The following is a 21,860-nucleotide window of genomic DNA, read 5'->3' as shown; positions in this document are numbered from 1 at the left end:
CTAAAGAAACAATGAATGTAACAAAAGGTAAGACCATTAGCGCAAAGTATAGTTTTAGTGGTCAAGAAGGCGGATTTAAACTGAGTGCTGACTGTGAAAGTAGAGAAGGTGTATTAGCAGTCGTTGAAAACGGAACAATAGTCAATGCTGCAAATGTCCAGATTGGATCGTTTAACCAGCGTGATCAAACACTGAGCACAAATTTCTACGATTCCTCTCAGGCAGTTCCTGCTATTAGTGCAATAACAGGGTTTATTACCGCTGTCGAAGAACAGTTCGCAGCTGAATTGGCAACAAAGTAATTAACCGGGGCGGTTCTGTATCGTCCCACTTTAAAAAGAAGAATTAATCAATTAAAATATAAAGTTATGAAATACGCAGAAATTTTCAACAAAGCAGCTATCGTTAGAAACATTCCTCTGATATGTGAAGGAAGAGAGTTACCTTCCGGCATGAATGCCATTGTGGTTTTAACCCGTGTACAGTATGATAAGCATATGCATGCTTTTGAAGAAGAGATGAAGGATGTTCTGGAAAGCTTGAAAAAAGAAGGATTCGACGAGCGTTCAGAAAGACAGGAACGCCTGAAAGACATTGATTCCCGTGCAGAAGCCGCGAAGAAATGGAAAAAGGGCGATAAAGATGAAAATGGAAATCTTATCGAGAAACCGGCTGCACCAACTCCGGAAGAGCTTAAAGAAGCTGAAGAAATTCGTAAAGAGAAAGATGCCTATGACGAGGAGCTGGAAAAACTGAACTCAGACTACGGTGAAGCTCATGATAAGAAAATGGAGGAAGAGATCAAATTTGATGAACGTAAATTCACTGCTGAACAATTTGAGTCGATCATTAAAATGATCGGTATTGAAGGTGATATCGAGGTTAATGGAAATAAAATACCTAAAACTCACTTCATTAACATGATTGGAGCCTTGTTCGTAGAATAATCTTTCGTTGCCTGGTCTTATGACCGGGCAACAATTAATACAATAAGCGATGGGATTAAATGACTGGCTGGCAATTATCGGGGCTATAGGAGGTAGTTCTACGATCACATGGTTAATCACTTTCTGGGTGAATCGTAAGACGAATGCCCGGAAAGAAGACGCTTCTGCTGATGGGATGGAGATACAGAATCTATTGAATATTATCAATGCTCAGTCATCGCAGATTGATAATCAGGAGAAACGGATGGCTACCAGAGACGCTAAGGTTGATTTCCTTTATTCTGAGAATAATAAGTTGCGTTCTGAACAACTTGAATTGATAAAGGAAAGGCATGAACTTGAACTACGATTAAAAGAGGCCGAGATAAAGAAGTGTGATGTGAGAGGGTGTGCTAACCGGCAACCACCGAGTGATTACTAATTAATAAGAAAATAGAGACATGAATAAAATAGACTCCATTATTATCCACTGCTCGGCCACACGTGCCGGTCAGGATCTGCGTGCAAAGGACATTGATCGTATGCACAGACAGAGAGGCTTTTCCCAGATTGGTTATAACTTCGTAATTGATCTCGATGGTACTGTAGAGAACGGTCGCCCACTCTCTATTGATGGTGCACACTGCAATACGAAAGGATTCTCCGGGGTGTCATACAACAAACACTCAATCGGTATCTGCTACATTGGCGGACTTGATGTGAATGGCCACCCGGCAGACACTCGTACCGAAGCACAAAAGCGCGCCCTTCGTAATGTGGTAGCAAAACTATGCAAGGAATATGATATAGTTGAACTATTGGGCCACCGGGATACATCTCCTGATCTTAATGGAAATGGTGAGGTAGAACCGGCAGAATATATCAAGGTTTGCCCGTGTTTCGATGTACGTAGTGAATTTTGCAATTTTCTTCGTAATACAGTAGTGAAACCATGAAAGCGTTACCCTGGGTTTTAGTAACATTGTTGCTGATTGTTTGTGTGGCGGCTTGGTTCCGTCCACACAAGTCTGTTCCGGTAGAAGTGATTCGGGATACAGTAGAGTATTGGGATACAGTGAAAGAACCTGTTCCGTATCCGGTATATATTACTGAGGTTGATTCATATCCGGTATTAGTACCTGTATATATCAACCAATATGGTGATACTGTACACGATACGGTAACGGTGTTTGTTCCTATTTCGCAGTCAGTATACGAGACTGAACTTTACAAAGCATGGGTATCTGGATATAGGGCAAAGTTAGACAGTATTGATATATATAATAAAGTGCAGACAATCTATGTTCGGGAGCAGGCTAAAAAGAAACGATGGGGATTGGGTATACAAACCGGATATGGGTTGTGTCCTGGACAAACGGGCTTTTATGGAGGAATTGGAGTGAGTTATAACTTATTTATGTGGTAATTGTTATATATGTGTAGAAGCTTACTTGTAGAGACAAGTGGTAGCCTCGGTTCTTCGGAATCGAGGTTTTTAATTTGATTATTTTAAAGAATACTTTTTTAATATCCAAATAGTGATTATATTTGAAGACTGACAATATAATTCTTTATTGAAATATTGGATTTTGATTTATGGTAAAAATAAAAAGATATGTAAAAGATTGGCTCATTTTGGGAAGTGTTATTTTCGGATTAATCGCAGTAATTATTATGGTTGTCTATTTTTATCAAACGGGAAGTGATTTTGCAGATAAAAATATCGACTGGGGAGAGTTTGGTAGTGTAGTAGGAGCGATTAGTGGATTTATAGCATTCATTGGAGTTCTTTTTACATTAAGACAGAATAAACAGCAATTTTTGAATAGCGAGGACAGATCCGTCTTTTTTGAGTTACTTAGGATTTTTATTTCATATCGGGATACCTTACGAGTGAAAAGAATAGATTGGAAATACGATTCAGAGAAATTTCAATGGAAAATAACTCCATACAATGAGTTTGTTACACCTGAGAAAACTTACCGACAGATTTATGTAGAATTATACCATACTTTTTATTTGGAAATAAGAAGAGGTATTCCAAAGAATTTTTCCAAAGAGGAGTTCGCAGGTAGGATTATTCCCAAAAATATGTCAGAAAAGCAATGGATCTTGAGGTATAGCCATTTGGCGGTTGCCATTGATAACATTTATGCAGAACATAGATTTGAGATGTACGGTGGGAGGGTTACTATACAGCCCGTACATTTAAATTCCTATGATTACCTATGTTTGAATGCTATTAAAATTTATTTAGAACAGAAAAACTTTAAATCTATAGCTGAAGCTTGTACTAAAGCTGCAGACCATTGTTTTGCTCCATATAAAAATCAACTTGGTACATATTTTAGGAATGCTTACTATATTTTGGAAATGGCTTCGGAGTTCAACTCACCTAAAAATTACTCAAAGATATTTCGGGCACAACTATCAAAAGATGAACTAACTCTACTATTTTTCAATTCATTTAGTTCGCTATCAACTCCCAAGACACGAGAATTATACTTGAGTGCTGATCTATTCAATAACCTTGAATTAAAAGATATACGATTGCGGGAGGGGATAAATGATGAGTCTGTATCCCGTATGGAGTATCTAAACTTTCCATCCATTTTGTCTCAAACTGTGGTTGAAAATGAATATGTTTCCTGTGACCTTCTAAAGAAACTATACAATTCGGTTCAGATAGAAAACAATAAGAATGTTATAAAGCAGATTTAAAGGGAGGGCTGAACTTTCCCTTCATTATTACAAAAAATATGTTTCACACAGGCAATTTAATAGGGAAGTATAACAGAAGGTATATTTTAGTTTATAAATGGTACACTGTGGATTGAGAATAAGATAATAGTAGAAGCTTACTTGTAGCGACAAGTGACATTTCCCGGTTCTTAATGGATCGGGGATTTTTATTATATTTGCCGGAAAATTAAAAATCATGGCACATAATTACGACTACGAATCAGTACAAGAACTGCTCTCTTGGGCAAAGAATATGCTTGAAAATAAGACATATCCTGAAGCCCCCTATCAACTTAACAAGTGCACAAAGATACTTGATTGTGAAATCTATCTTAATAGTGCAATAGCCACAATTTCGTCTCATTGGGAGAATCCTACGTTCCATCCTACGATTGAACATCTGTGGGAGTTTAGAGAGAAGGTAGAAGGAAAGACTGAGTAATTACCTGGTCTATATAAACCAGGTAATTACTCAGCCATTTATATCTTGTAGGATGGTAGGACAGTAGATTCCATTTTAATATAACCAGATAATTTTTTTTATTAGAATGAACCATTAAAATGTTTTGTTTCCTCGTGCACTTTTAAATCAGTTCCTTTCAAATATTTATTTGTCGTTGATATATCCGAATGTCGTGCCTGATCTCTTGCTATTACAATCCCTTCCGCATTTGCCAAATCTCTAATTCCTGAATCTTTTAATGAATAAAACTGGTAACTTTTAGGAAATTTTAGAGGTATACGTATTTTGGTAAAATACTCTCTAAAAACTCGTGCATCAGTTTTCTTCTCTGCAGGTTGAAAGTTTCTACCAAATAGATAATAATGAGAAGGTGAATCGAAGGTCTTGAGATCAAGCATTAGTCTTATGAGTTCATCGTTGAGTCCCACCATTCCGTCTCTACGATTTTTAGAAATTGTTGAAGAGACGAAAACTTTCTGTTCCTTAATGTTGATATCACACAACCGAATGTTCGATAATTCGTCTGGACGAATTAGTGTATAGTATTCCATTCTGCAGGCAAGTAGAAAATATTTGTTTGTTTCCTCAAGATAATCCTTCATTCGTTTCAGATCCTCTTTTGTAATAGCAGATCTCTTTTTTTGCTCAGCAGATAAACTTTTTATTTTTTCTACAGGATTGTTTTCTAAGTATTGTTTTTCAAGTAACCAACCACAGAAAGAGGAGGCCCATATTCGATAATTGTTGCGTGTTCTTGCTGATGAGTCACGATCAAGAAGTATGTAATCCAAGAAATCGCTAATGAAAGATTGATTAAGTTGGTATATATATATAATAGGTGTTACTAAACTATTGTTGTATTCGACTAATACATTTAGTCGTGACTTATAATCTGTATTGGTTTTCTCTTTAATAGCCTTAGATATCATTAATTTATCCAAGTACTTTACGTAGATCTCGCAAATATCAGCCAGCTTAGTATACTGCCTGGAACCAGATACGTCTGCCCAGGGATTCCATCCGGATCGAAGTCTAAGAGTACAGTTAGTGATGATTTCAGTTGCACGTCTTTTTCGTTCTGATAATTTGGGAATAGAATCAAGCATATACTTTTTCCTTTTCATTTTTCCTTCAATAGGATCATAACATAAAAAGTCTATATACCAGTTTTTTCCGACATGTAATTTGGGGAGAGTGTAGTTGATTACTTCTGAAATAGAAGCTCCTTTTCTTGTTTTGTTATACATTTTTTTTACATTCTTTCAAATATGAAGAATGTAGCAGTTAGTAATCAATCATTTATATTGTCCGATTCGTGTCCGACTAAATAATAAAAATAACAATTAAATTTCTGATTTATAATATGTTATTTGTTGAATTGTGGAGAGTATCGGACTCGAACCGATCACCTCAACACTGCCAGTGTTGCGCTCTAGCCAGATGAGCTAACCCCCCAATTAAGTTACGTCAACGATTGCAGGCTTTGTTCCGTTTTCGTGGCGCAAATATAATGCATTATTCTGAAATAATTGCTATGTTTGCGGTAAATAATAATCAAAAAAGAAAATATGCTTATCTATAATACAACCTTTCAAGTGGATGATGAGATTCACGATAATTTTTTGATATGGATCAAAGAATGTTATATCCCTGAAATAGAGAAACATGGAGCGTTGAAGTCACCACGTCTTTGTCGGATACTAAGCCATCGGGATGAGGGTACATCTTATTCTTTACAGTGGGAAGTGGAGAGTAGTGGAGTGTTGCATCGCTGGCATTTGGAGCAAGGGGTGAAACTGAATGAAGAATTATCAAAAACATTTAAAGATAAAGCTATTGGATTTCCTACACTGATGGAGGTAATAGAGTGATACAGCCGGTCAAAGAAAAGATAATTCTGGGCATTGATCCTGGTACTACCATTATGGGATATGGGATTTTGCGAGTAACGGGCACAAAGCCTGAAATGGTTGCTATGGGGGTTATCGATTTGCGTAAATTTGGTGATCACTATTTGAAACTTAGACATATACACGAACGTGTATTAAGTATTATTGAGAGTTATTTGCCGGATGAACTGGCCATTGAGGCACCCTTCTTTGGGAAAAATGTACAGTCGATGCTGAAGCTCGGACGTGCGCAGGGAGTGGCAATGGCAGCAGCATTGAGCAGAGATATTCCGATTACGGAGTATGCTCCGCTAAAAATAAAAATGGCAATTACAGGTAATGGTCAAGCGTCTAAAGAGCAGGTGGCGGATATGTTGCAACGGATGCTCCATTTGGCAAAGGAAGAGATGCCTGTCTTTATGGATGCTACAGACGGATTGGCAGCAGCTTATTGCCATTTCCTTCAGATGGGACGCCCTACGATAGAAAAAGGTTACCACGGATGGAAAGATTTTATAGCTAAGAATCCGGACAAGGTAAGGTGAATTGTTTTAAAAACAGGAAATTTGGATTTTAATATATTAAGGATACTATGAAGTTTAATTATCTGGCAATAATTGGAGTGACAACAGTTGTGGCAATGAGTTGTACTCCTGCAAAAAAGGAATATACTTCTTATGAACTGTACCCCGTACGTTCGGGAAATCTGACGGAGATGGAATATACACCTGCTGCTACAAAGTTTTCTCTTTGGGCTCCAACCGCAGATGAAGTACGGTTGATGTTGTTTGAGGCCGGAGAAGGTGGGCATGCTTATGAAACAGTGCCATTAGTATCGGGCGAAGAAGGTATCTGGACGGTTACAGTGGATAAGGATTTACTGGGGAAATTTTATACTTTCAATGTAAAGGTGAATGATAAGTGGTTAGGCGATACCCCCGGAATTAATGCTAAAGCGGTAGGGGTGAATGGAAAGCGTGCTGCAATTATCAATATGAGGGATACCGATCCTGAGGGATGGGATACAGATACCCGTCCAGGATTGAAGTCGCCGGCGGATATTATTCTTTATGAGATGCATCACCGGGACTTTTCGGTAGATTCTGCTTCGGGGATTAAGAATAAAGGAAAATTCCTTGCATTGACAGAGCATGGTACTATGAATCCTGATAAATTGTCGACGGGAGTAGATCATTTGATAGAGTTGGGAGTGACCCATGTACACTTGTTGCCATCTTATGATTATGCTTCCGTGGATGAAACAAAGCTGAACGAGAATAAATATAACTGGGGATATGATCCTCAGAATTATAATGTACCGGATGGTTCATACTCTACTGATCCATACAATCCAGCTGTACGTATTAAGGAATTCAAACAGATGGTGCAGGCTCTTCACAAAGCAGGTATTCGTGTAGTACTTGATGTGGTCTACAATCATACATTCAACACGGCTGACAGTAACTTTGAGCGTACTGTGCCCGGCTATTTTTATCGTCATAAGGAAGATGGAACATTGGCCAATGGTTCCGGTTGCGGGAATGAGACTGCAAGTGACCGTGCCATGATGCGTAAGTATATGATTGAATCGGTATTGTACTGGATTAATGAATATCATATCGATGGTTTTCGTTTTGACCTGATGGGAATTCACGATATAGAGACAATGAACGAGATTCGTAAAGCGGTGGATAAAGTAGATCCTTCTATTTATATATATGGAGAAGGATGGGCGGCTGAGGCTCCTGAATATCCGGCCGATTCGTTGGCTATGAAGGCAAATGTGCATGAGATGCCAGGCATTGCTGCATTCTCAGATGAATTACGCGACGGGTTGAGAGGGCCTTTCAATGATAATCATAAAGGTGCATTCCTTGCTGGGCTACCCGGAGGAGAAGAAAGTCTGAAATTTGGTATCGTGGGAGCTATCCAACATCCGCAAATTAATTATGATTCGGTGAATTATAGTAAAGCACCGTGGGCATTACAGCCTACCCAAATGATTAGCTATGTATCTTGTCACGATGATATGTGTCTGGTAGATCGTTTGAAATCAAGTGTCCCGGAAATCACTCCGGATTTATTGGCACGTTTGGATAAGCTGGCTCAGACAGTAGTATTTACTTCACAAGGTGTGCCTTTTATTCAGGCAGGCGAAGAGGTCATGCGTGATAAAAAGGGAGTACACAATAGTTATGAGAGTCCGGATTCTATTAATGCTATCGACTGGAAACGCAAAACAACAAATAACGATGTGTTTACGTACTACAAACGGTTGATAGACTTACGTAAATCACATCCTGCTTTTCGTATGGGAGATGCTGATCTGGTACGTAAGCATCTGGAATTTATTCCTGTAGAAGGTAGTAACCTGGTGGCATTCCGTTTGAAAGATCATGCTAACGGAGATAAATGGGAAGAGATTGTTGTGGCCTATAATTCACGTAATACTCCGGCGAAGTTGACGGTACCGGAAGGTAAATATACAGTAGTTTGCCGTGACGGAGTGATTGATAGCCGTGGTATGGGAATGTTGTACGGACCAGAAGTTACTGTTCCTGCACAGTCGGCATTGATAATGTATAAATAAAACAGATGATACAGAATACTATTAGTATAGCGGGGGGCATAACACGCAACCCGCTTATTCGTTTGGCACAACCGGTAACGGTGGCACTGTCAGCAGGAGAACATATTGCCGTGGTGGGACCTAATGGAGGTGGAAAGAGCTTGTTGGTGGATACGCTTTTGGGAAAGTATCCGCTAAAGGAAGGAAGTTTAGTGTACGACTTCTCTCCGTCTGTTACCAATACGGTATATGACAATGTAAAATATATTGCTTTTCGTGATACTTATGGGGCAGCGGATGCCAATTATTACTATCAGCAGCGTTGGAATGCGCACGATCAGGAGGATGCACCCGAGGTTCGTGAAATGTTGGGAGAGATAAAAGATGAGGTTCTGAAACAGGAATTGTTTGAACTGTTTCGCATTGAACCAATGCTGGATAAGAAGATAATTCTGCTTTCGAGTGGGGAATTAAGAAAGTTTCAGCTGACAAAAGCGTTGCTTACTTCTCCACGGGTACTTGTTATGGATAATCCTTTTATCGGATTGGATGCACCTACGCGTGAACTGCTTTTCAGTCTGCTCGAACGTCTTACGAAGTTGTCGTCTGTACAGATCGTTCTCATACTATCAATGTTGGACGATGTGCCTTCGTTTATAACTCACGTTATTCCTGTAGATCATTTGACTGTGTATGATAAAATACCTCGTGAAGACTATTTGGAGAGATATCGCGAACATGTGATGGAAGAACCGTTCACAGAACTACAGCAACGTATTATCGATTTGCCTTACGAAAGTACGAATTATGATTCGGAAGAGGTCGTAAGATTAAACAAAGTCAGTATTCGTTATGGAGACCGTATTATTCTTAAAGAGCTTGACTGGGTTGTACGTCGGGGTGAAAAATGGGCGCTCAGTGGAGAGAATGGTGCAGGAAAGTCTACCTTGCTCAGTCTTGTTTGTGCCGACAATCCACAGTCGTATGCTTGCGATATTAACTTGTTTGGGCGTAAACGCGGTACGGGAGAAAGTATTTGGGAGATAAAAAAACACATTGGTTATGTGAGCCCTGAAATGCACCGGGCTTATTTGAAAAATCTGCCTACTATTGAGATTGTGGCAAGTGGATTGCATGATAGTATCGGACTTTATAAACGTCCGCAACAGGAGCAGATAGCGATATGTGAATGGTGGATGGATATTTTCGGCATTGTCCGGTTAAAAGATAAACCTTTCCTACAGTTATCGAGTGGTGAACAACGGCTGGCATTATTGGCACGTGCATTTGTTAAGGATCCTGAGTTACTGATTCTGGATGAGCCACTTCATGGACTCGATACATTTAATCGCCGGCGAGTGAAGAAGGTGATTGAAGCTTTTTGCCGTCGACGGGACAAAACGATGATCATGGTGACTCATTATGAATCTGAGTTACCAGATGTAATTTCAGATCGTATTTTCTTGAAAAGAAATAGATAAGAACAAGATTTTCTCTTGGATTCTTCAAGTTATGAATGGAATTTTAGTGGATAGAAGAGCAATAGTTTACTTCTTTCAAATGTGATGAATATTTGCGACTTCTATCCACTAAAATATATCAAAGCGTTATTTAGTTTAACGGGTGAGTGAACCAAAAACAAGAACCTTTACCTGGTTCTGATTCAAGACCAATTTTACCACCTAATTGTGCGACAATGCTTTGACAAATGGAAAGTCCTAAGCCGGTACCCAGGATAAAAGAGTTGAGCTTGACGAAGTGTTCGAATACTTCTTTTTGTTTTTAAATCGGCTTCCCACCAACCCATATTTGCTTTGTTCATCAGTTTAAAGATAAATTCGCTGTCTGACTGTTTGTTTGTCTTCAAAGTGGTATCTTTTTATTCGGTGTTTTAACGCTGTAAAAGTACACATTTGAATTGAGAAAGAAAATAATAAATCGGTATTTTGGGGTATTGACAACTTTATCTGTTATAGTGAACTTTGCTCTTGCTAAAAGTGTTGTATACTAAAACAGAAAGGAGTAATGGCAGATGAAAAAAATAGTTTTGCTTCGCCACGGAGAAAGTGCGTGGAATAAAGAGAATCGTTTCACCGGATGGACAGATGTAGACCTTACGGAAAAAGGCATTGCCGAAGCCAACAGAGCAGGTGAGTTACTGAAAGAAAATGGTTTTAATTTTGATAAAGCCTACACCTCTTATCTTAAGCGGGCAGTGAAGACATTAAATTGTGCATTGGATAAGTTAGATCAGGACTGGATTCCGGTAGAGAAAACTTGGCGTTTGAATGAGAAGCATTATGGTGCATTGCAAGGATTGAATAAAGCAGAAACGGCTGCTAAATACGGTGATGAACAAGTGTTGATCTGGCGTCGTAGCTATGATGTAGCTCCTCATGCATTGGCAGAAGATGATTCGCGCAATCCTCGTTTTGAAAATCGCTATAAGGAAGTTCCTGATACCGAATTACCCCGTACGGAGTCTCTTAAAGAAACCATTGAGCGTATTATGCCTTACTGGAAGTGTATCATTTTTCCAAATCTGAAAACTGCTGATCAGTTACTTGTTGTAGCTCATGGAAACAGTTTACGAGGGATTATCAAACATTTGAAACATATCTCTGATGAAGATATTGTGAATTTAAATCTTCCGACAGCAGTGCCTTATGTTTTCGAGTTCGACGATGATCTCAATTTGGTGAATGATTATTTTCTGGGTGATCCTGAAGAGATAAAAAAACTGATGGAAGCAGTGGCTAACCAGGGCAAGAAAAAGTAGTTGGGATGCTAACTTTCAACTACTGGTTTTATTAATTTTTAAAAAAACAACATTATGAGTAAAATAACAGATTTATTGGGTGACAAGGCCGCATATTACCTTGACCATACTTGCAAGACTATAGATAAATCGATGATTCATATTCCTTCTTCCGAAACGATTGATCGTATTTGGATAGATTCTGACCGTAATATACAGACTTTACGTAGTTTGCAAACAATTCTCGGACATGGTCGTCTGGCCAATACCGGTTATGTTTCTATTCTTCCTGTTGATCAGGATATTGAACATACTGCGGGTGCTTCCTTTGCTCCGAATCCGATTTATTTCGATCCGGAGAATATTGTGAAACTGGCTATTGAAGGAGGGTGCAACGCCGTAGCTTCTACCTTTGGTATATTGGGTGCTGTGGCACGTAAGTATGCACATAAGATTCCTTTTGTGGTGAAGCTGAATCATAACGAGTTGTTAAGCTATCCTACTACGTATGATCAGGTACTGTTTGGCACTGTGAAAGAAGCCTGGGAAATGGGAGCTGTAGCCGTAGGTGCTACTATTTATTTCGGTTCAGAACAGAGCCGGCGTCAATTGGTGGAGATAGCCGAAGCATTTGATTACGCCCATGAATTAGGTATGGCAACTATCTTGTGGTGTTATTTGCGTAATAGCGATTTCAAGAAAGATGGTGTGGATTATCATGCTGCTGCTGACCTTACCGGACAGGCTGACCGCCTTGGTGTGACTATCAAAGCTGATATTGTAAAACAGAAACTTCCTGTAAACAATGGTGGCTTTACTGCTATCGGTTTTGGTAAAACAGACGAACGTATGTATACACAGTTAGCTTCGGAACATCCTATTGATCTTTGTCGCTATCAGGTAGCCAATGGCTATATGGGACGCGTTGGATTAATAAATTCCGGTGGAGAATCTCATGGTTCTTCCGATTTAAGAGATGCCGTAGTTACAGCTGTTGTTAATAAACGCGCCGGAGGTATGGGGCTGATTAGTGGACGTAAAGCTTTCCAAAAGCCTATGAATAAAGGTGTCGAATTATTGAATGCCATTCAGGATGTTTATCTTGATCCGGCGGTGACGATAGCGTGATAAATAGTGGTAAGTGATTAGTGATGAGTGATTAGTGCCATGCGGCATAATAGCGCAGCCACTAATCACTCATCACTAATCACTCATCACTTCATTCATCATTCCCTCCTAATTTTCCCCCTTTCTCCTACAATTTTGTAGCTCTGTCCTTTCTGAGTTTTGAATGAGAGAGTTTGGTCACCATATTTAATAGTACAAGGTGTTCCGGCTTTTGATGTGACAGTTGCTTCTTTTAGTTGGTTATTTTCCCAGGCGATAGAGACCTCAAAATTACCTTTGGCACAAATGCCATTGATTGAACCTTCTTTCCAGGCATCAGGAAGTGCCGGCAACAATTGAATAAATCCCATATGGCTTTGTAACAACATCTCTGTAATGCCTGCTGTTCCTCCGAAGTTTCCATCAATCTGGAAGGGAGCATGGGTATCCCACAGATTATCTAAGGTTCCGTTCTTTAATAAATTTCCGAATAACATATAGGCGTGATTTCCATCTTGTAATCTTGCCCATTGATTTAATTTCCATCCCATACTCCAACCGGTAGCACCGTCACCACGGTGTTGTAATACTACTTTGGCAGCCTGAGCCAATTCCGGAGTCGTAATGGGAGATAGAGTATGTCCCGGGTGTAACCCGAATAAGTGGTTAACGTGGCGGTGTTTGTCGTCGGGATCATCCATATCTACTGACCATTCCATCAGTTGTCCGTATCGGCCAATCTGATAAGGAACCAGGTTCTTTAATATATTTTCCCATTGTTTGCGCTCTTTTGCGTCTACTCCTAATATCTTACTTGCTGAAATAGCATCTGAAAGGATTTCCCGTACGACTGCATGTACGAAGGTAGCACCCTGATCCACCGGACCATGTTCTGGGGAAGTAGAAGGGGCTGCTGTATATGTTCCATCCGGTTTATGCCACAAGTAGTCAGCAGTGAACTGTGCACTACTTTTTATCAGTGGATATCCTATTTCTGAAAGAAATTTTTTGTCGCGCGTATAATCATAATATTCCCAGATGTGTGTAGCCAGCCAGGGGCCGGCCATTGGGTTGAAGTTCCACTCCATCTGTTCACTGGATAGGGGAGCGGTGAATCCAAAGATATTTGCAGAAATAGAAGCCGTCCATCCACGCGCATTAAAATACGCCTTTGCTGTTTTTTCTCCGGGTTTCACTAATCCACGTATAAAGTCGATTAGAGGTAACATACATTCGTCCAGATTGGTAGAACAGGCAGGCCAGTAGTTCATCTGGATGTTAATGTTGTTATGATAATCTACCCTCCATGGGCCATCCAGGTTATTGTGCCATATACCTTGCAGGTTTGCCGGCATATTTCCGGGACGTGAACTGGCTATCAGCAGATAACGTCCGTATTGATAATAAAGTTGTTCTAAATAGTAGTCCGGAGTTCCCTGGCGATAATGCTTCAGCCGTTGATCAGTAGGCAGGTCTGCAATGGGCACTTGAGGGTTCAGACTCAATTTCACACGGTTGAAGAGTGCGGTATAGTCATTTTGGTGGCGAAGGTAAAGTACTTCGTAAGTCTTTGTTTCCGCTTGCTTCATCATGTTCCGGGTAGTTTCTGCCGGGTTATTTCCCACATACGTTTCCGGAGTGTTGAAGTCCGGGTTAAAGTTCATTTTATAATCCGTATCGGCTGTGAGTAGAAAGACAACTTCGTTTGCATCTTTTATCACGAGTTTTCCGTTTTCAACTCTTACTGTTCCTCCTTTGTTTATGGCGCGGAACCGAAGTGCAAACTTCATTTGATTGTTATTTAGCTTTCCGGCGTAGCAAAGACCGTTTGTTCCATCTGCTTCTATCTTTCCTTGTGCCTCAGTATTGGGGCTGTAGCTGAATGTGAGATTTTGCATTCCCGGTTTGTCCGCAGTAAATCTCATCACCATCACACTGTCCGGGTAAGAGATGAAATAGTTTCTTTGATATTTAATTCCGTCTTTAAGGAAGCGGACCGTTGCCGTGGCTGAATCCAATGACAAAATGCGTTTGTAATCACTCATGCCGATTTCACTTAATCCGGTTTCCACATATACCTCTCCCATGGTAGTGAACGAACCGAAGCGGAAGGGAGTCTCGTCCTTTTCTTCATAAGCTGCCAGACCATTAAAATTTTTGCGGGTCAGTGTCTCTGCCCGTTTTTGGTCACCAGCTGTGAATGCCTGGCGTATCTCTTTTAATATTGGTGCCGATTGTTTATTTACATTCCAATAATAGTCTGCTCCGCCGGAAGTATTTGGTCCGCCCTTCCATAGGGTCTTTTCGTTTAATGTAATACGTTCGGCAGCAATGGAACCCATAATGTTGGCTCCAAGACTACCATTTCCCAAAGGTAGTGAACTTGTTTCCCAAGCTTTGTCCGGGTTTTCACCTTTACCATCGGCTCTTTGCCAGATAGCGCGTCCATCAAGGTTGTTGGGGGTATCAAACCAGATGGAAAGAGGGGGGACGTTATCCGGTTTCTCTGCGCGGGCACCTACAATGAATAGGGCAGTCAGAATAGATAAATAGAGCTTTTTCATATAAATATGATTAATAATTTAGCAAAGATGATTATTCAATTGTAATAATAACGTGTGATTTATTTTCTTAGTATCGGATTTTCTTTGAAAAGCGGATAATAAAATTCGGATTGGATGACTTTGGACAAATTCGAACATATCAAAAGACAAAAATGGAAAAGCCTTTTCAAAGAAAACCTTATCTTTGTGACGAAAATCTTAAATATTAGTACATAATGAGAAACAGAATTTTATACGGAAGTGTATTACTTATCGGTTTTTCCGGAATTCAACCGGGCTTTGCACAGAAAAAGAAATCAAAAACTCCCCAACGTCCTAATGTTGTTTTTATTTTGGCTGATGACCTGGGGTACGGTGATCTGAGCTGTTACGGGCAAGAAAAATTTGATACTCCCAATATCGATTTGTTAGCTCAGAATGGAATGCGTTTCACGCAATGTTATTCCGGTACAACGGTCAGTGCTCCTTCACGATCATGCCTGTTGACAGGTACTCATAGCGGTCATACAGCTATCCGGGGAAATAAAGAATTAAATCCCGAAGGGCAGTTTCCTTTACCGGCAGACTCCCGTACTATTTTTCATTTGTTCAAAGATGCAGGTTATGAAACCGGTACGTTTGGTAAGTGGGGATTAGGATTCGTAGGTTCCACAGGTGACCCCAATAAGCAAGGCGTCGATCATTTTTATGGTTATAACTGTCAGTTACTGGCTCATAGTTATTATCCCGATCATTTATGGGAAAACGATCAACGTATTGAACTCAAAGATAATGTACTGGAAGTGGAATATGGCAAAGGAACCTATTCTCAGGACTTGATTCATTCTAAAGCACTTTCTTTTTTAGATAACAGGAAGCAGGAAGAACCTTTCTTCTTATTTTATCCTACTATCATCCCACATGCCGAACTGATTGTACCCGAGGATAGTATTATAAATAAATTTCGTGGTAAATTTCCGGAGGTTCCATACAAAGGCTTTGAACCCGGAAGCCCAGCATTTCGTAAGGGAGGGTATTGTACTCAACTCAATCCCCGTGCTACATTTGCTGCAATGGTCTATCGGCTCGATGTATACGTTGGTCAATTGGTACAAAAGCTGAAAGATAAGGGAATATACGATAATACGATTATTATCTTCGCCAGTGATAACGGGCCTCATAGAGAAGGGGGAGCTGATCCGGATTTCTTTAATAGTAATGGTATCTGGCGTGGTTATAAACGCGATTTGTATGAGGGAGGAATTCGTGTGCCTATGATTATTTCCTGGCCGGGACATATCCAGGCGGGTACGGAAACAAATTTTATGTGTTCTTTTTGGGATCTTATGCCTACTTTTGAAGAGCTTTTGAATCCAAAAGCTGCTGTCAAAGAGATGGATGGTGTGAGCATGCTTCCTTTGCTTGAAAATAGAAAAGGGCAGAAAGAACATGAATACCTGTATTTCGAGTTTCAGGAACTGAATGGGCGTCAGGCGGTACGCAAAGGCTCGTGGAAGTTAGTACACATGAATATCCGTGGTGAAAAGCCATATTATGAACTTTATAATCTGGCGGCAGATCCTTCTGAGAAGTATAATCTACTGAATAAATATCCGGAAAAGGCAGAAGAATTGAAAGCTATCATGCTGGAAGCTCATACGGATGATCCGAACTGGCCACTCTTTTAATACTCTTTTTTTGGTAGAAGAGAAAGAAACGTTTATTTTTGCCCTGATCACATACGAATCTTACTTATGAAAATATCTAATAACTTTCGTCTTTTTTGTTTGATAATAGGCTTGTTTCTTTATTCTAATGGTTTGAAAGCCAGTCATTATTATTTCAAACAGATATCCTTAAATGAGGGTTTACCCTCTACGGTTCGGTGTATTTATGCCGAAAAGAAAGGATTTGTATGGATCGGGACAAAAGCTGGTTTGGGGCGTTTCGACGGACATGAGTTAAAACATTATATACATCAGCCTGACAATCCTAATTCGTTGCCTCATAATCATGTTCATCAGATTATGGAGGACAGTCTGCATAATATCTGGATTATGACAGATAAAGGGATAGCCCGTTACCGACGCAGGAGTGATGATTTTGATGTTATTAAAAACCGGAACAATCAGAATATAATAGTTAATGCTTCATGTAGGATAAATCAGGGGATCTTGTTTGGTGCACGGAATAAAATCTACTTTTATAGCTATAAAGATGATTCCTTCACTCTTCTTCAGGATTTTACTTCCGATACTCAATTCTCCATTTCGTTTATTGGTATGTGGGATGCAGAAACACTGCTTTGTGCCAGTCGCTGGCAAGGTGTTTTACTGCTTAATCTCCGTTCCGGGCAAGTAATTTCTCCTCCTTTTGATTGTAGTAAGGAGATTATGGAAATAATGATAGACTCCCGGCAGCGTGTTTGGGTGGCTCCCTATAATAATGGGATTCGGTGTTTCTCAAAAGACGGTACTTTACTGGCCTCTTATACAACTCAGAATTCTCAGCTCAATAATGATGTGGTTCTGTGTATGACCGAAAGAGATGATCATATCTGGATAGGGACCGATGGTGGAGGAATCAATATATTAGATCCCGGATCAAATGAAATGTCTATTCTTGAGCATATTCCCGGTAATAGCTATTCCCTGCCTGTAAATTCAATTTTATGTCTGCACAATGATGTTAATAATAATATGTGGGCAGGTAGTATCCGGGGTGGTCTGATCAATATTCGTGAAATATCGATGAAAACCTATACGGATGTAGTACCAGGGAATGATGACGGGTTAAGTGACAATGCTGTTCTTAGTCTATACCAGGATTCTGTATCCGATGATATATGGATTGGTACGGATGGAGGCGGTCTGAACAGATTAAATCCTGAATCAGAGAAATTCCGGCATTATCCTACTACCTGGAAGGCTAAGGTTGCCTCTGTTACCGGCTATACGCCTAATGAATTGTTACTTTCTCTTTTCTCCAAAGGATTGTTTGTCTTTAACAAATCGACGGGAACTCTCAAACCGTTGGTCATTGACAACGAAGAAATAAACAATCTGCTCCGGTATAGTGGCAAGACAGTAAATGTTTGTCAGGTATCTTCGGGTTCTGTGCTATTGCTTGGCTCTCATATTTACCGGTATGATATCGCTTCCGGAAAGGTTGAAGCAGCTATCGAAGAGGAAGGAAATGATTTGGTCGGAACAATTCTTCCGGTAGCCCATGAAGCAGAGGTAAGTTATTTTTGTGATCTGAGGCGAATTTACGTATTAAATCACTCTACTAATAGGTTACATACGGTGTATACTTGTGGCAGAGATACGCTTATCAATGCCGTATCACGGGACGAACGTGGTGTTTTTTGGATTGGCAGCAACCAGGGGTTGAGCAGTTATAATCCGGAAACCCGTCAGTACAATCATTTACCTACCTCGCTTTTTGGTGAGATCACTTCCATAATGTGTGATCAGAGAGGTAAAATATGGATAGGTGCGGACAATATGTTGTTTGCATGGCTTGTCAATGAAAAGAGGTTTATTCTGTTTGGCGAGTCGGACGGAGTTTTTATAAACGAATATTTGTCTAAACCCAGACTGATTTCTACCCGGGGAGATATTTATATGGGTGGTATCAGAGGACTGTTGAGGATAGACAAGAATTTGCCGGTAGAAAGTTCAGAGTATCCACAAATGCAGTTGACGGATATACTGATTAACGGAGAGTCGGTAAGTGATGCGTTAAGTGCAAATCCCACCGGTATTTCCGTATCCTGGAGCAGTAAGTCTATTGCGGTTCGTGTAATGTCTTGTGAGAAAGATATTTTCCGTCAGAAAATATATCGTTACCAGATTGTCGGATTGAATAACCAGTACATTGATTCCTATAGTTCGGAGTTAGTCATTCGTTCGTTACCTCCCGGAGATTATCGGATTATGGCTTCATGCAGTACAAAAGATGGAAATTGGACTCCTTTACAACAGGTTTTGAGTTTGACCATATTACCACCGTGGTATCAGACGTGGTGGTTTATCCTATGTTGTATATTACTTGTATCCGGTGTCATTATTCAGGTCTTTCTGGTCACTATGCGCCGTAAAGAAAACAAGCTAAAGTGGGCGATGAAAGAGCATGAAAAGCAAATGTATGAAGAAAAAGTACGTTTTCTTATTAATATTAGTCATGAGCTTCGGACACCATTGACATTGATACATGCACCACTCAATCGTATACTGAAATCTTTGGCACCTACAGATTCCAATTATGTTCCGCTTAAAGGAATTTACAGGCAGTCACAGCGTATGAGAGACTTGCTTAATATGGTGTTGGATTTACGAAAAATGGAGGTTGGAGTCAGTAAGTTACAGGTCTACCCACAGCTATTAAATGACTGGGTATTAGAGGTCTCTGCCGATTTTATAAGTGAAGGAGAAGCACGGAACGTACATATACGCTATCAGTTGGATGAACAGATTACAGTGGTTAGTTTTGATAGGGAGAAATGTGAGATCATTCTTACCAATTTATTGATTAATGCCTTAAAACATAGTCCGGAGGGTGGTGAAATTTTGATTCAAACGCAGCTGCTGCCGGATGAGCAGTCGGTTCGCGTTTCCGTAGCCGATCAGGGTTGTGGATTGAAACAGGTAAATATACATAAACTCTTCACCCGATTCTACCAGGGAAGTGGTGAAAGGAATGGTACGGGTATTGGTTTGTCTTATTCCAAAATATTGGCAGAGCTGCATGGAGGTAGTATTGGTGCCAAAGACAATGATACAGCTGGTGCCACTTTTTTCTTTGAACTTCCGCTTCAGGTAGTATCAGAGGAGATTATTTGTCAGCCCAAAGCCTATCTGAACGAATTGATAACGGATGATAACGAAGAAAAAAATACAGAAACAAATACTTTTCAGACGAAGGATTATTCATTGCTTGTAGTAGATGATAATCAGGATTTGATTGATTTCCTGAAAGATACCATGAAAGTACACTTCAAACAAGTATATACTGCTGCAGATGGTGTAGAGGCTTTGGAAATCGTTCGGAGGTACCAGCCCGACATTGTAGTCAGTGATGTAATGATGCCACGTATGAACGGATATGAACTCTGTAAACAGATAAAAGAAAATATTGACATCAGCCATATACCGGTTATTTTGCTCACTGCACGTGATGACGAACAAAGTCAGTTGCACGGATACAAGATTGGGGCAGATGGTTATCTGACCAAACCGTTTGAGGAAGAAATGTTGTTGGAACTGATTCGCAGTCGTTTGCGCAACAGAGAGCAAACTAAAGTACGCTATCTCAATGCAGGGTTATTGCCGGCACCGGAGGAAAGTACTTTCAGTCAGGCAGATGAAACTTTCCTTTTGAAACTGAATAAGATTATTGTAGAAAATTTGGATAGTTCAGTATTGGATATTGCATTTCTTTGTAAAGAGATGTATATGAGTCGTGCTACATTGTACAATAAGCTGAAAGCTCTGACGGATATGGGAGCCAATGATTACATCAATAAGTTCAGATTGGAAAGGGCAATACAGCTTATTACTACTACTGACCTCAACTTTACAGAGATAGCAGAGCGTACGGGGTTCTCCACTTCACGTTATTTTAGTACAGCGTTCAAGCAATACACAGGAGAGACGCCTACTCAGTATAAAGAGAGCCATAAGCGGACCTCTTAATCTGAATATTGATATACTTTGAGTTCAAACTTCGGAACCATTGCGAGCAGATGGTCGAAGATATCAGACTGGATTCGTTCATATTCTTTCCATATCTTGTTGCGGGAAAAGAAATATACCTGGATAGGTACACCATATTCGGTTGCCTCTTTCTGGCTGATGATCAGGTCCAGATCCTGATTGACTACAGGCAGACTGCATAGATAACGTTCTATATAAACACGGTAAACCTGTGAATTGGTAGGTATTACTCCTTCTTCCGGTTGGTAGTCGGCCAATAAAGGAATTTCTTTCCGAAAGTTATCCAGCATTTCCGGGGTACAGAACTTCAGGGTAGTGAGGTCGAGTGTGATATTCTTCATAACACGCCGTCCCCCCGATTCTACCATTCCACGCCAGTTTTGGAACGGGTTACTCACCAAGCTGTATGGAGGAACTGTAGAGATGGTATTGTCGAAATTCTGAATTTTTACGGTATTTAATGTGATTTCCTGCACCACTCCATTGGCATTTCCTGAAGGGAGAGTGATCCAGTCGCCCAAACGTACCATATCATTGGCAGAAAGCTGAATACCTGCTACAAAACCAAGAATTGTATCTTTAAACACCAACATCAGAATGGCTGCCGAAGCACCTAATCCGGCAAACAGGCTGGCAGGAGATTTATTGACGAGGATAGCAATCATGATAATACCACCCACAAAGAAGAGAAGAACCTGTAATACCTGGATGAAGCCTTTCATCGGACGATTTTTCGCTGTCGCTTTCTCTGTATATACATCCAGTATCATTAGCAGGACTCCGTTCAGAGCGAGCAACAAAGACATGATAATGTAAATAGCACATATTTTTTGCGAAATAAGCAGTAACTCTTTTCCTCTGACGAAAGCCATCGGAAGCAGTGCATATATCAATATGCCTGGAATGGTATGTATAAGATTATGGAATACACGGCGTTTCATCAATAATGTATTCCATACATGGGGAGAGTGCTTGGTGTACTTCTTCATCCCGCCAACAAAAATACTTTGGCAGAGATAATCAAGCCCCACAGCAATACAAATCATTAAAACAGCGATAATAGCCTCATCGAAAGTGTTAGCTATCTTTGGGTCTACTCCCCATCCGATGAGAATCTTATTCATCCAATTTCCTAAGTCCATAGTT

General features: G+C 40.1%; 18 protein-coding genes, 1 tRNA gene and 1 pseudogene. 15 read left to right on the top strand and 5 right to left on the bottom strand.

Annotated features, from left to right (window positions below):
- Nucleotides 1-11 precede the first annotated feature (11 nt).
- From K8P02_RS12040 to K8P02_RS12010, 7 genes are all read left to right on the top strand, one after another.
- A complete protein-coding gene (locus K8P02_RS12040; protein WP_025867366.1) occupies nt 12-302 on the top strand; it encodes a hypothetical protein in 291 nt (96 codons plus the stop codon).
- Between the two features lie 66 nt (nt 303-368).
- On the top strand, nt 369-947 hold the full coding sequence (locus tag K8P02_RS12035) for a hypothetical protein (protein WP_025867367.1): 579 nt from the start codon (nt 369-371) through the stop codon (nt 945-947).
- A gap of 49 nt (nt 948-996) precedes the next feature.
- Entirely contained in the window at nt 997-1,368 is a 372-nt protein-coding gene (locus tag K8P02_RS12030; RefSeq protein ID WP_025867368.1) for a hypothetical protein, read from the top strand.
- Nucleotides 1,369-1,387: 19 nt separating this feature from the next.
- On the top strand, nt 1,388-1,882 hold the full coding sequence (locus tag K8P02_RS12025) for an N-acetylmuramoyl-L-alanine amidase (protein ID WP_025867369.1): 495 nt from the start codon (nt 1,388-1,390) through the stop codon (nt 1,880-1,882).
- Nucleotides 1,879-2,352 (top strand): DUF6808 domain-containing protein, encoded by a 474-nt coding sequence (locus K8P02_RS12020; RefSeq protein WP_025867370.1) that lies wholly within the window; start codon nt 1,879-1,881, stop codon nt 2,350-2,352. The genes K8P02_RS12025 and K8P02_RS12020 overlap by 4 nt, the downstream gene beginning before the upstream one ends.
- A gap of 170 nt (nt 2,353-2,522) precedes the next feature.
- The gene (locus tag K8P02_RS12015) at nt 2,523-3,647 is read left to right on the top strand and encodes a putative phage abortive infection protein (protein ID WP_223381314.1); all 1,125 of its coding nucleotides are present in this window, start codon (nt 2,523-2,525) and stop codon (nt 3,645-3,647) included.
- A gap of 217 nt (nt 3,648-3,864) precedes the next feature.
- Nucleotides 3,865-4,110 (top strand): DUF6965 family protein, encoded by a 246-nt coding sequence (locus K8P02_RS12010; RefSeq protein ID WP_025867371.1) that lies wholly within the window; start codon nt 3,865-3,867, stop codon nt 4,108-4,110.
- Between the two features lie 101 nt (nt 4,111-4,211).
- Here the strand turns inward: K8P02_RS12010 and K8P02_RS12005 are convergent, their stop codons facing one another.
- A complete protein-coding gene (locus K8P02_RS12005) occupies nt 4,212-5,378 on the bottom strand; it encodes a tyrosine-type recombinase/integrase (RefSeq protein ID WP_025867372.1) in 1,167 nt (388 codons plus the stop codon).
- A gap of 134 nt (nt 5,379-5,512) precedes the next feature.
- Nucleotides 5,513-5,586 (bottom strand) — tRNA-Ala (locus tag K8P02_RS12000).
- Between the two features lie 113 nt (nt 5,587-5,699).
- Here K8P02_RS12000 and K8P02_RS11995 point away from each other — a divergent pair.
- The 4 genes from K8P02_RS11995 to K8P02_RS11980 are packed head-to-tail and all read left to right on the top strand — an operon-like array spanning nt 5,700 to nt 10,070.
- On the top strand, nt 5,700-6,002 hold the full coding sequence (locus K8P02_RS11995) for a DUF4286 family protein (protein WP_025867373.1): 303 nt from the start codon (nt 5,700-5,702) through the stop codon (nt 6,000-6,002).
- Nucleotides 5,999-6,565 (top strand): crossover junction endodeoxyribonuclease RuvC, encoded by a 567-nt coding sequence (gene ruvC / locus K8P02_RS11990; protein ID WP_002561125.1) that lies wholly within the window; start codon nt 5,999-6,001, stop codon nt 6,563-6,565. The genes K8P02_RS11995 and ruvC overlap by 4 nt, the downstream gene beginning before the upstream one ends.
- Before the next feature lie 47 nt (nt 6,566-6,612).
- Complete coding sequence (gene pulA, locus K8P02_RS11985) at nt 6,613-8,610, top strand: type I pullulanase (RefSeq protein ID WP_195349065.1); 1,998 nt, start codon at nt 6,613-6,615, stop codon at nt 8,608-8,610.
- A gap of 5 nt (nt 8,611-8,615) precedes the next feature.
- Nucleotides 8,616-10,070, top strand: coding sequence for an ATP-binding cassette domain-containing protein (locus K8P02_RS11980; protein ID WP_025867374.1), 1,455 nt, complete (start codon nt 8,616-8,618; stop codon nt 10,068-10,070).
- A gap of 130 nt (nt 10,071-10,200) precedes the next feature.
- Here K8P02_RS11980 and K8P02_RS21840 read toward each other — a convergent pair.
- Nucleotides 10,201-10,356, bottom strand: a pseudogene (locus tag K8P02_RS21840) (ATP-binding protein); the annotation flags it as partial.
- A gap of 265 nt (nt 10,357-10,621) precedes the next feature.
- Here K8P02_RS21840 and gpmA point away from each other — a divergent pair.
- Both gpmA and K8P02_RS11965 read left to right on the top strand, forming a co-directional pair.
- Nucleotides 10,622-11,368, top strand: coding sequence for a 2,3-diphosphoglycerate-dependent phosphoglycerate mutase (gene gpmA / locus K8P02_RS11970; RefSeq protein WP_025867375.1), 747 nt, complete (start codon nt 10,622-10,624; stop codon nt 11,366-11,368).
- 54 nt (nt 11,369-11,422) lie between these two features.
- Nucleotides 11,423-12,475: a class I fructose-bisphosphate aldolase gene (locus tag K8P02_RS11965; RefSeq protein WP_007486405.1), complete on the top strand. Its 1,053-nt coding sequence runs from the start codon at nt 11,423-11,425 to the stop codon at nt 12,473-12,475.
- A gap of 98 nt (nt 12,476-12,573) precedes the next feature.
- Here the strand turns inward: K8P02_RS11965 and K8P02_RS11960 are convergent, their stop codons facing one another.
- Nucleotides 12,574-15,018 carry a glycoside hydrolase family 95 protein gene (locus K8P02_RS11960; RefSeq protein WP_025867376.1) on the bottom strand — a complete coding sequence of 815 codons (2,445 nt, stop codon included), beginning with the start codon at nt 15,016-15,018 and terminating at the stop codon, nt 12,574-12,576.
- 215 nt (nt 15,019-15,233) lie between these two features.
- On the opposite strand from K8P02_RS11960, the gene K8P02_RS11955 reads away from it, so the two are divergent.
- Nucleotides 15,234-16,685 (top strand): arylsulfatase, encoded by a 1,452-nt coding sequence (locus K8P02_RS11955; RefSeq protein ID WP_122200752.1) that lies wholly within the window; start codon nt 15,234-15,236, stop codon nt 16,683-16,685.
- Between the two features lie 66 nt (nt 16,686-16,751).
- Entirely contained in the window at nt 16,752-20,693 is a 3,942-nt protein-coding gene (locus K8P02_RS11950; protein WP_025867377.1) for a response regulator, read from the top strand.
- On the opposite strand, the gene K8P02_RS11945 is transcribed toward K8P02_RS11950, so the two are convergent.
- Nucleotides 20,690-21,856: a mechanosensitive ion channel family protein gene (locus K8P02_RS11945; RefSeq protein WP_002561133.1), complete on the bottom strand. Its 1,167-nt coding sequence runs from the start codon at nt 21,854-21,856 to the stop codon at nt 20,690-20,692. The two genes, K8P02_RS11950 and K8P02_RS11945, sit on opposite strands and share 4 nt — an antisense overlap.
- Nucleotides 21,857-21,860: the final 4 nt, after the last annotated feature.

The organism is Bacteroides nordii (assembly GCF_019930665.1).
Classification (GTDB): domain Bacteria; phylum Bacteroidota; class Bacteroidia; order Bacteroidales; family Bacteroidaceae; genus Bacteroides; species Bacteroides nordii.
This window is presented reverse-complemented; position numbering and strand designations above follow the sequence as displayed.

Excerpts from the sequence above, each read along its gene's own strand:
- gpmA (WP_025867375.1), top strand. The coding sequence starts at position 10,622 with ATGAAAAAAATAGTTTTGCTTCGCCACGGAGAAAGTGCGTGGAATAAA.
- K8P02_RS12030 (WP_025867368.1), top strand. The coding sequence starts at position 997 with ATGGGATTAAATGACTGGCTGGCAATTATCGGGGCTATAGGAGGTAGT.
- K8P02_RS12015 (WP_223381314.1), top strand. The coding sequence starts at position 2,523 with ATGGTAAAAATAAAAAGATATGTAAAAGATTGGCTCATTTTGGGAAGT.
- K8P02_RS11945 (WP_002561133.1), bottom strand. The coding sequence starts at position 21,856 with ATGGACTTAGGAAATTGGATGAATAAGATTCTCATCGGATGGGGAGTA.
- K8P02_RS11980 (WP_025867374.1), top strand. The coding sequence starts at position 8,616 with ATGATACAGAATACTATTAGTATAGCGGGGGGCATAACACGCAACCCG.
- K8P02_RS11950 (WP_025867377.1), top strand. The coding sequence starts at position 16,752 with ATGAAAATATCTAATAACTTTCGTCTTTTTTGTTTGATAATAGGCTTG.
- pulA (WP_195349065.1), top strand. The coding sequence starts at position 6,613 with ATGAAGTTTAATTATCTGGCAATAATTGGAGTGACAACAGTTGTGGCA.
- K8P02_RS11995 (WP_025867373.1), top strand. The coding sequence starts at position 5,700 with ATGCTTATCTATAATACAACCTTTCAAGTGGATGATGAGATTCACGAT.
- K8P02_RS12020 (WP_025867370.1), top strand. The coding sequence starts at position 1,879 with ATGAAAGCGTTACCCTGGGTTTTAGTAACATTGTTGCTGATTGTTTGT.
- K8P02_RS11960 (WP_025867376.1), bottom strand. The coding sequence starts at position 15,018 with ATGAAAAAGCTCTATTTATCTATTCTGACTGCCCTATTCATTGTAGGT.
- K8P02_RS11955 (WP_122200752.1), top strand. The coding sequence starts at position 15,234 with ATGAGAAACAGAATTTTATACGGAAGTGTATTACTTATCGGTTTTTCC.
- K8P02_RS12025 (WP_025867369.1), top strand. The coding sequence starts at position 1,388 with ATGAATAAAATAGACTCCATTATTATCCACTGCTCGGCCACACGTGCC.
- K8P02_RS11965 (WP_007486405.1), top strand. The coding sequence starts at position 11,423 with ATGAGTAAAATAACAGATTTATTGGGTGACAAGGCCGCATATTACCTT.
- K8P02_RS12010 (WP_025867371.1), top strand. The coding sequence starts at position 3,865 with ATGGCACATAATTACGACTACGAATCAGTACAAGAACTGCTCTCTTGG.
- K8P02_RS12035 (WP_025867367.1), top strand. The coding sequence starts at position 369 with ATGAAATACGCAGAAATTTTCAACAAAGCAGCTATCGTTAGAAACATT.
- K8P02_RS12005 (WP_025867372.1), bottom strand. The coding sequence starts at position 5,378 with ATGTATAACAAAACAAGAAAAGGAGCTTCTATTTCAGAAGTAATCAAC.
- K8P02_RS12040 (WP_025867366.1), top strand. The coding sequence starts at position 12 with ATGAATGTAACAAAAGGTAAGACCATTAGCGCAAAGTATAGTTTTAGT.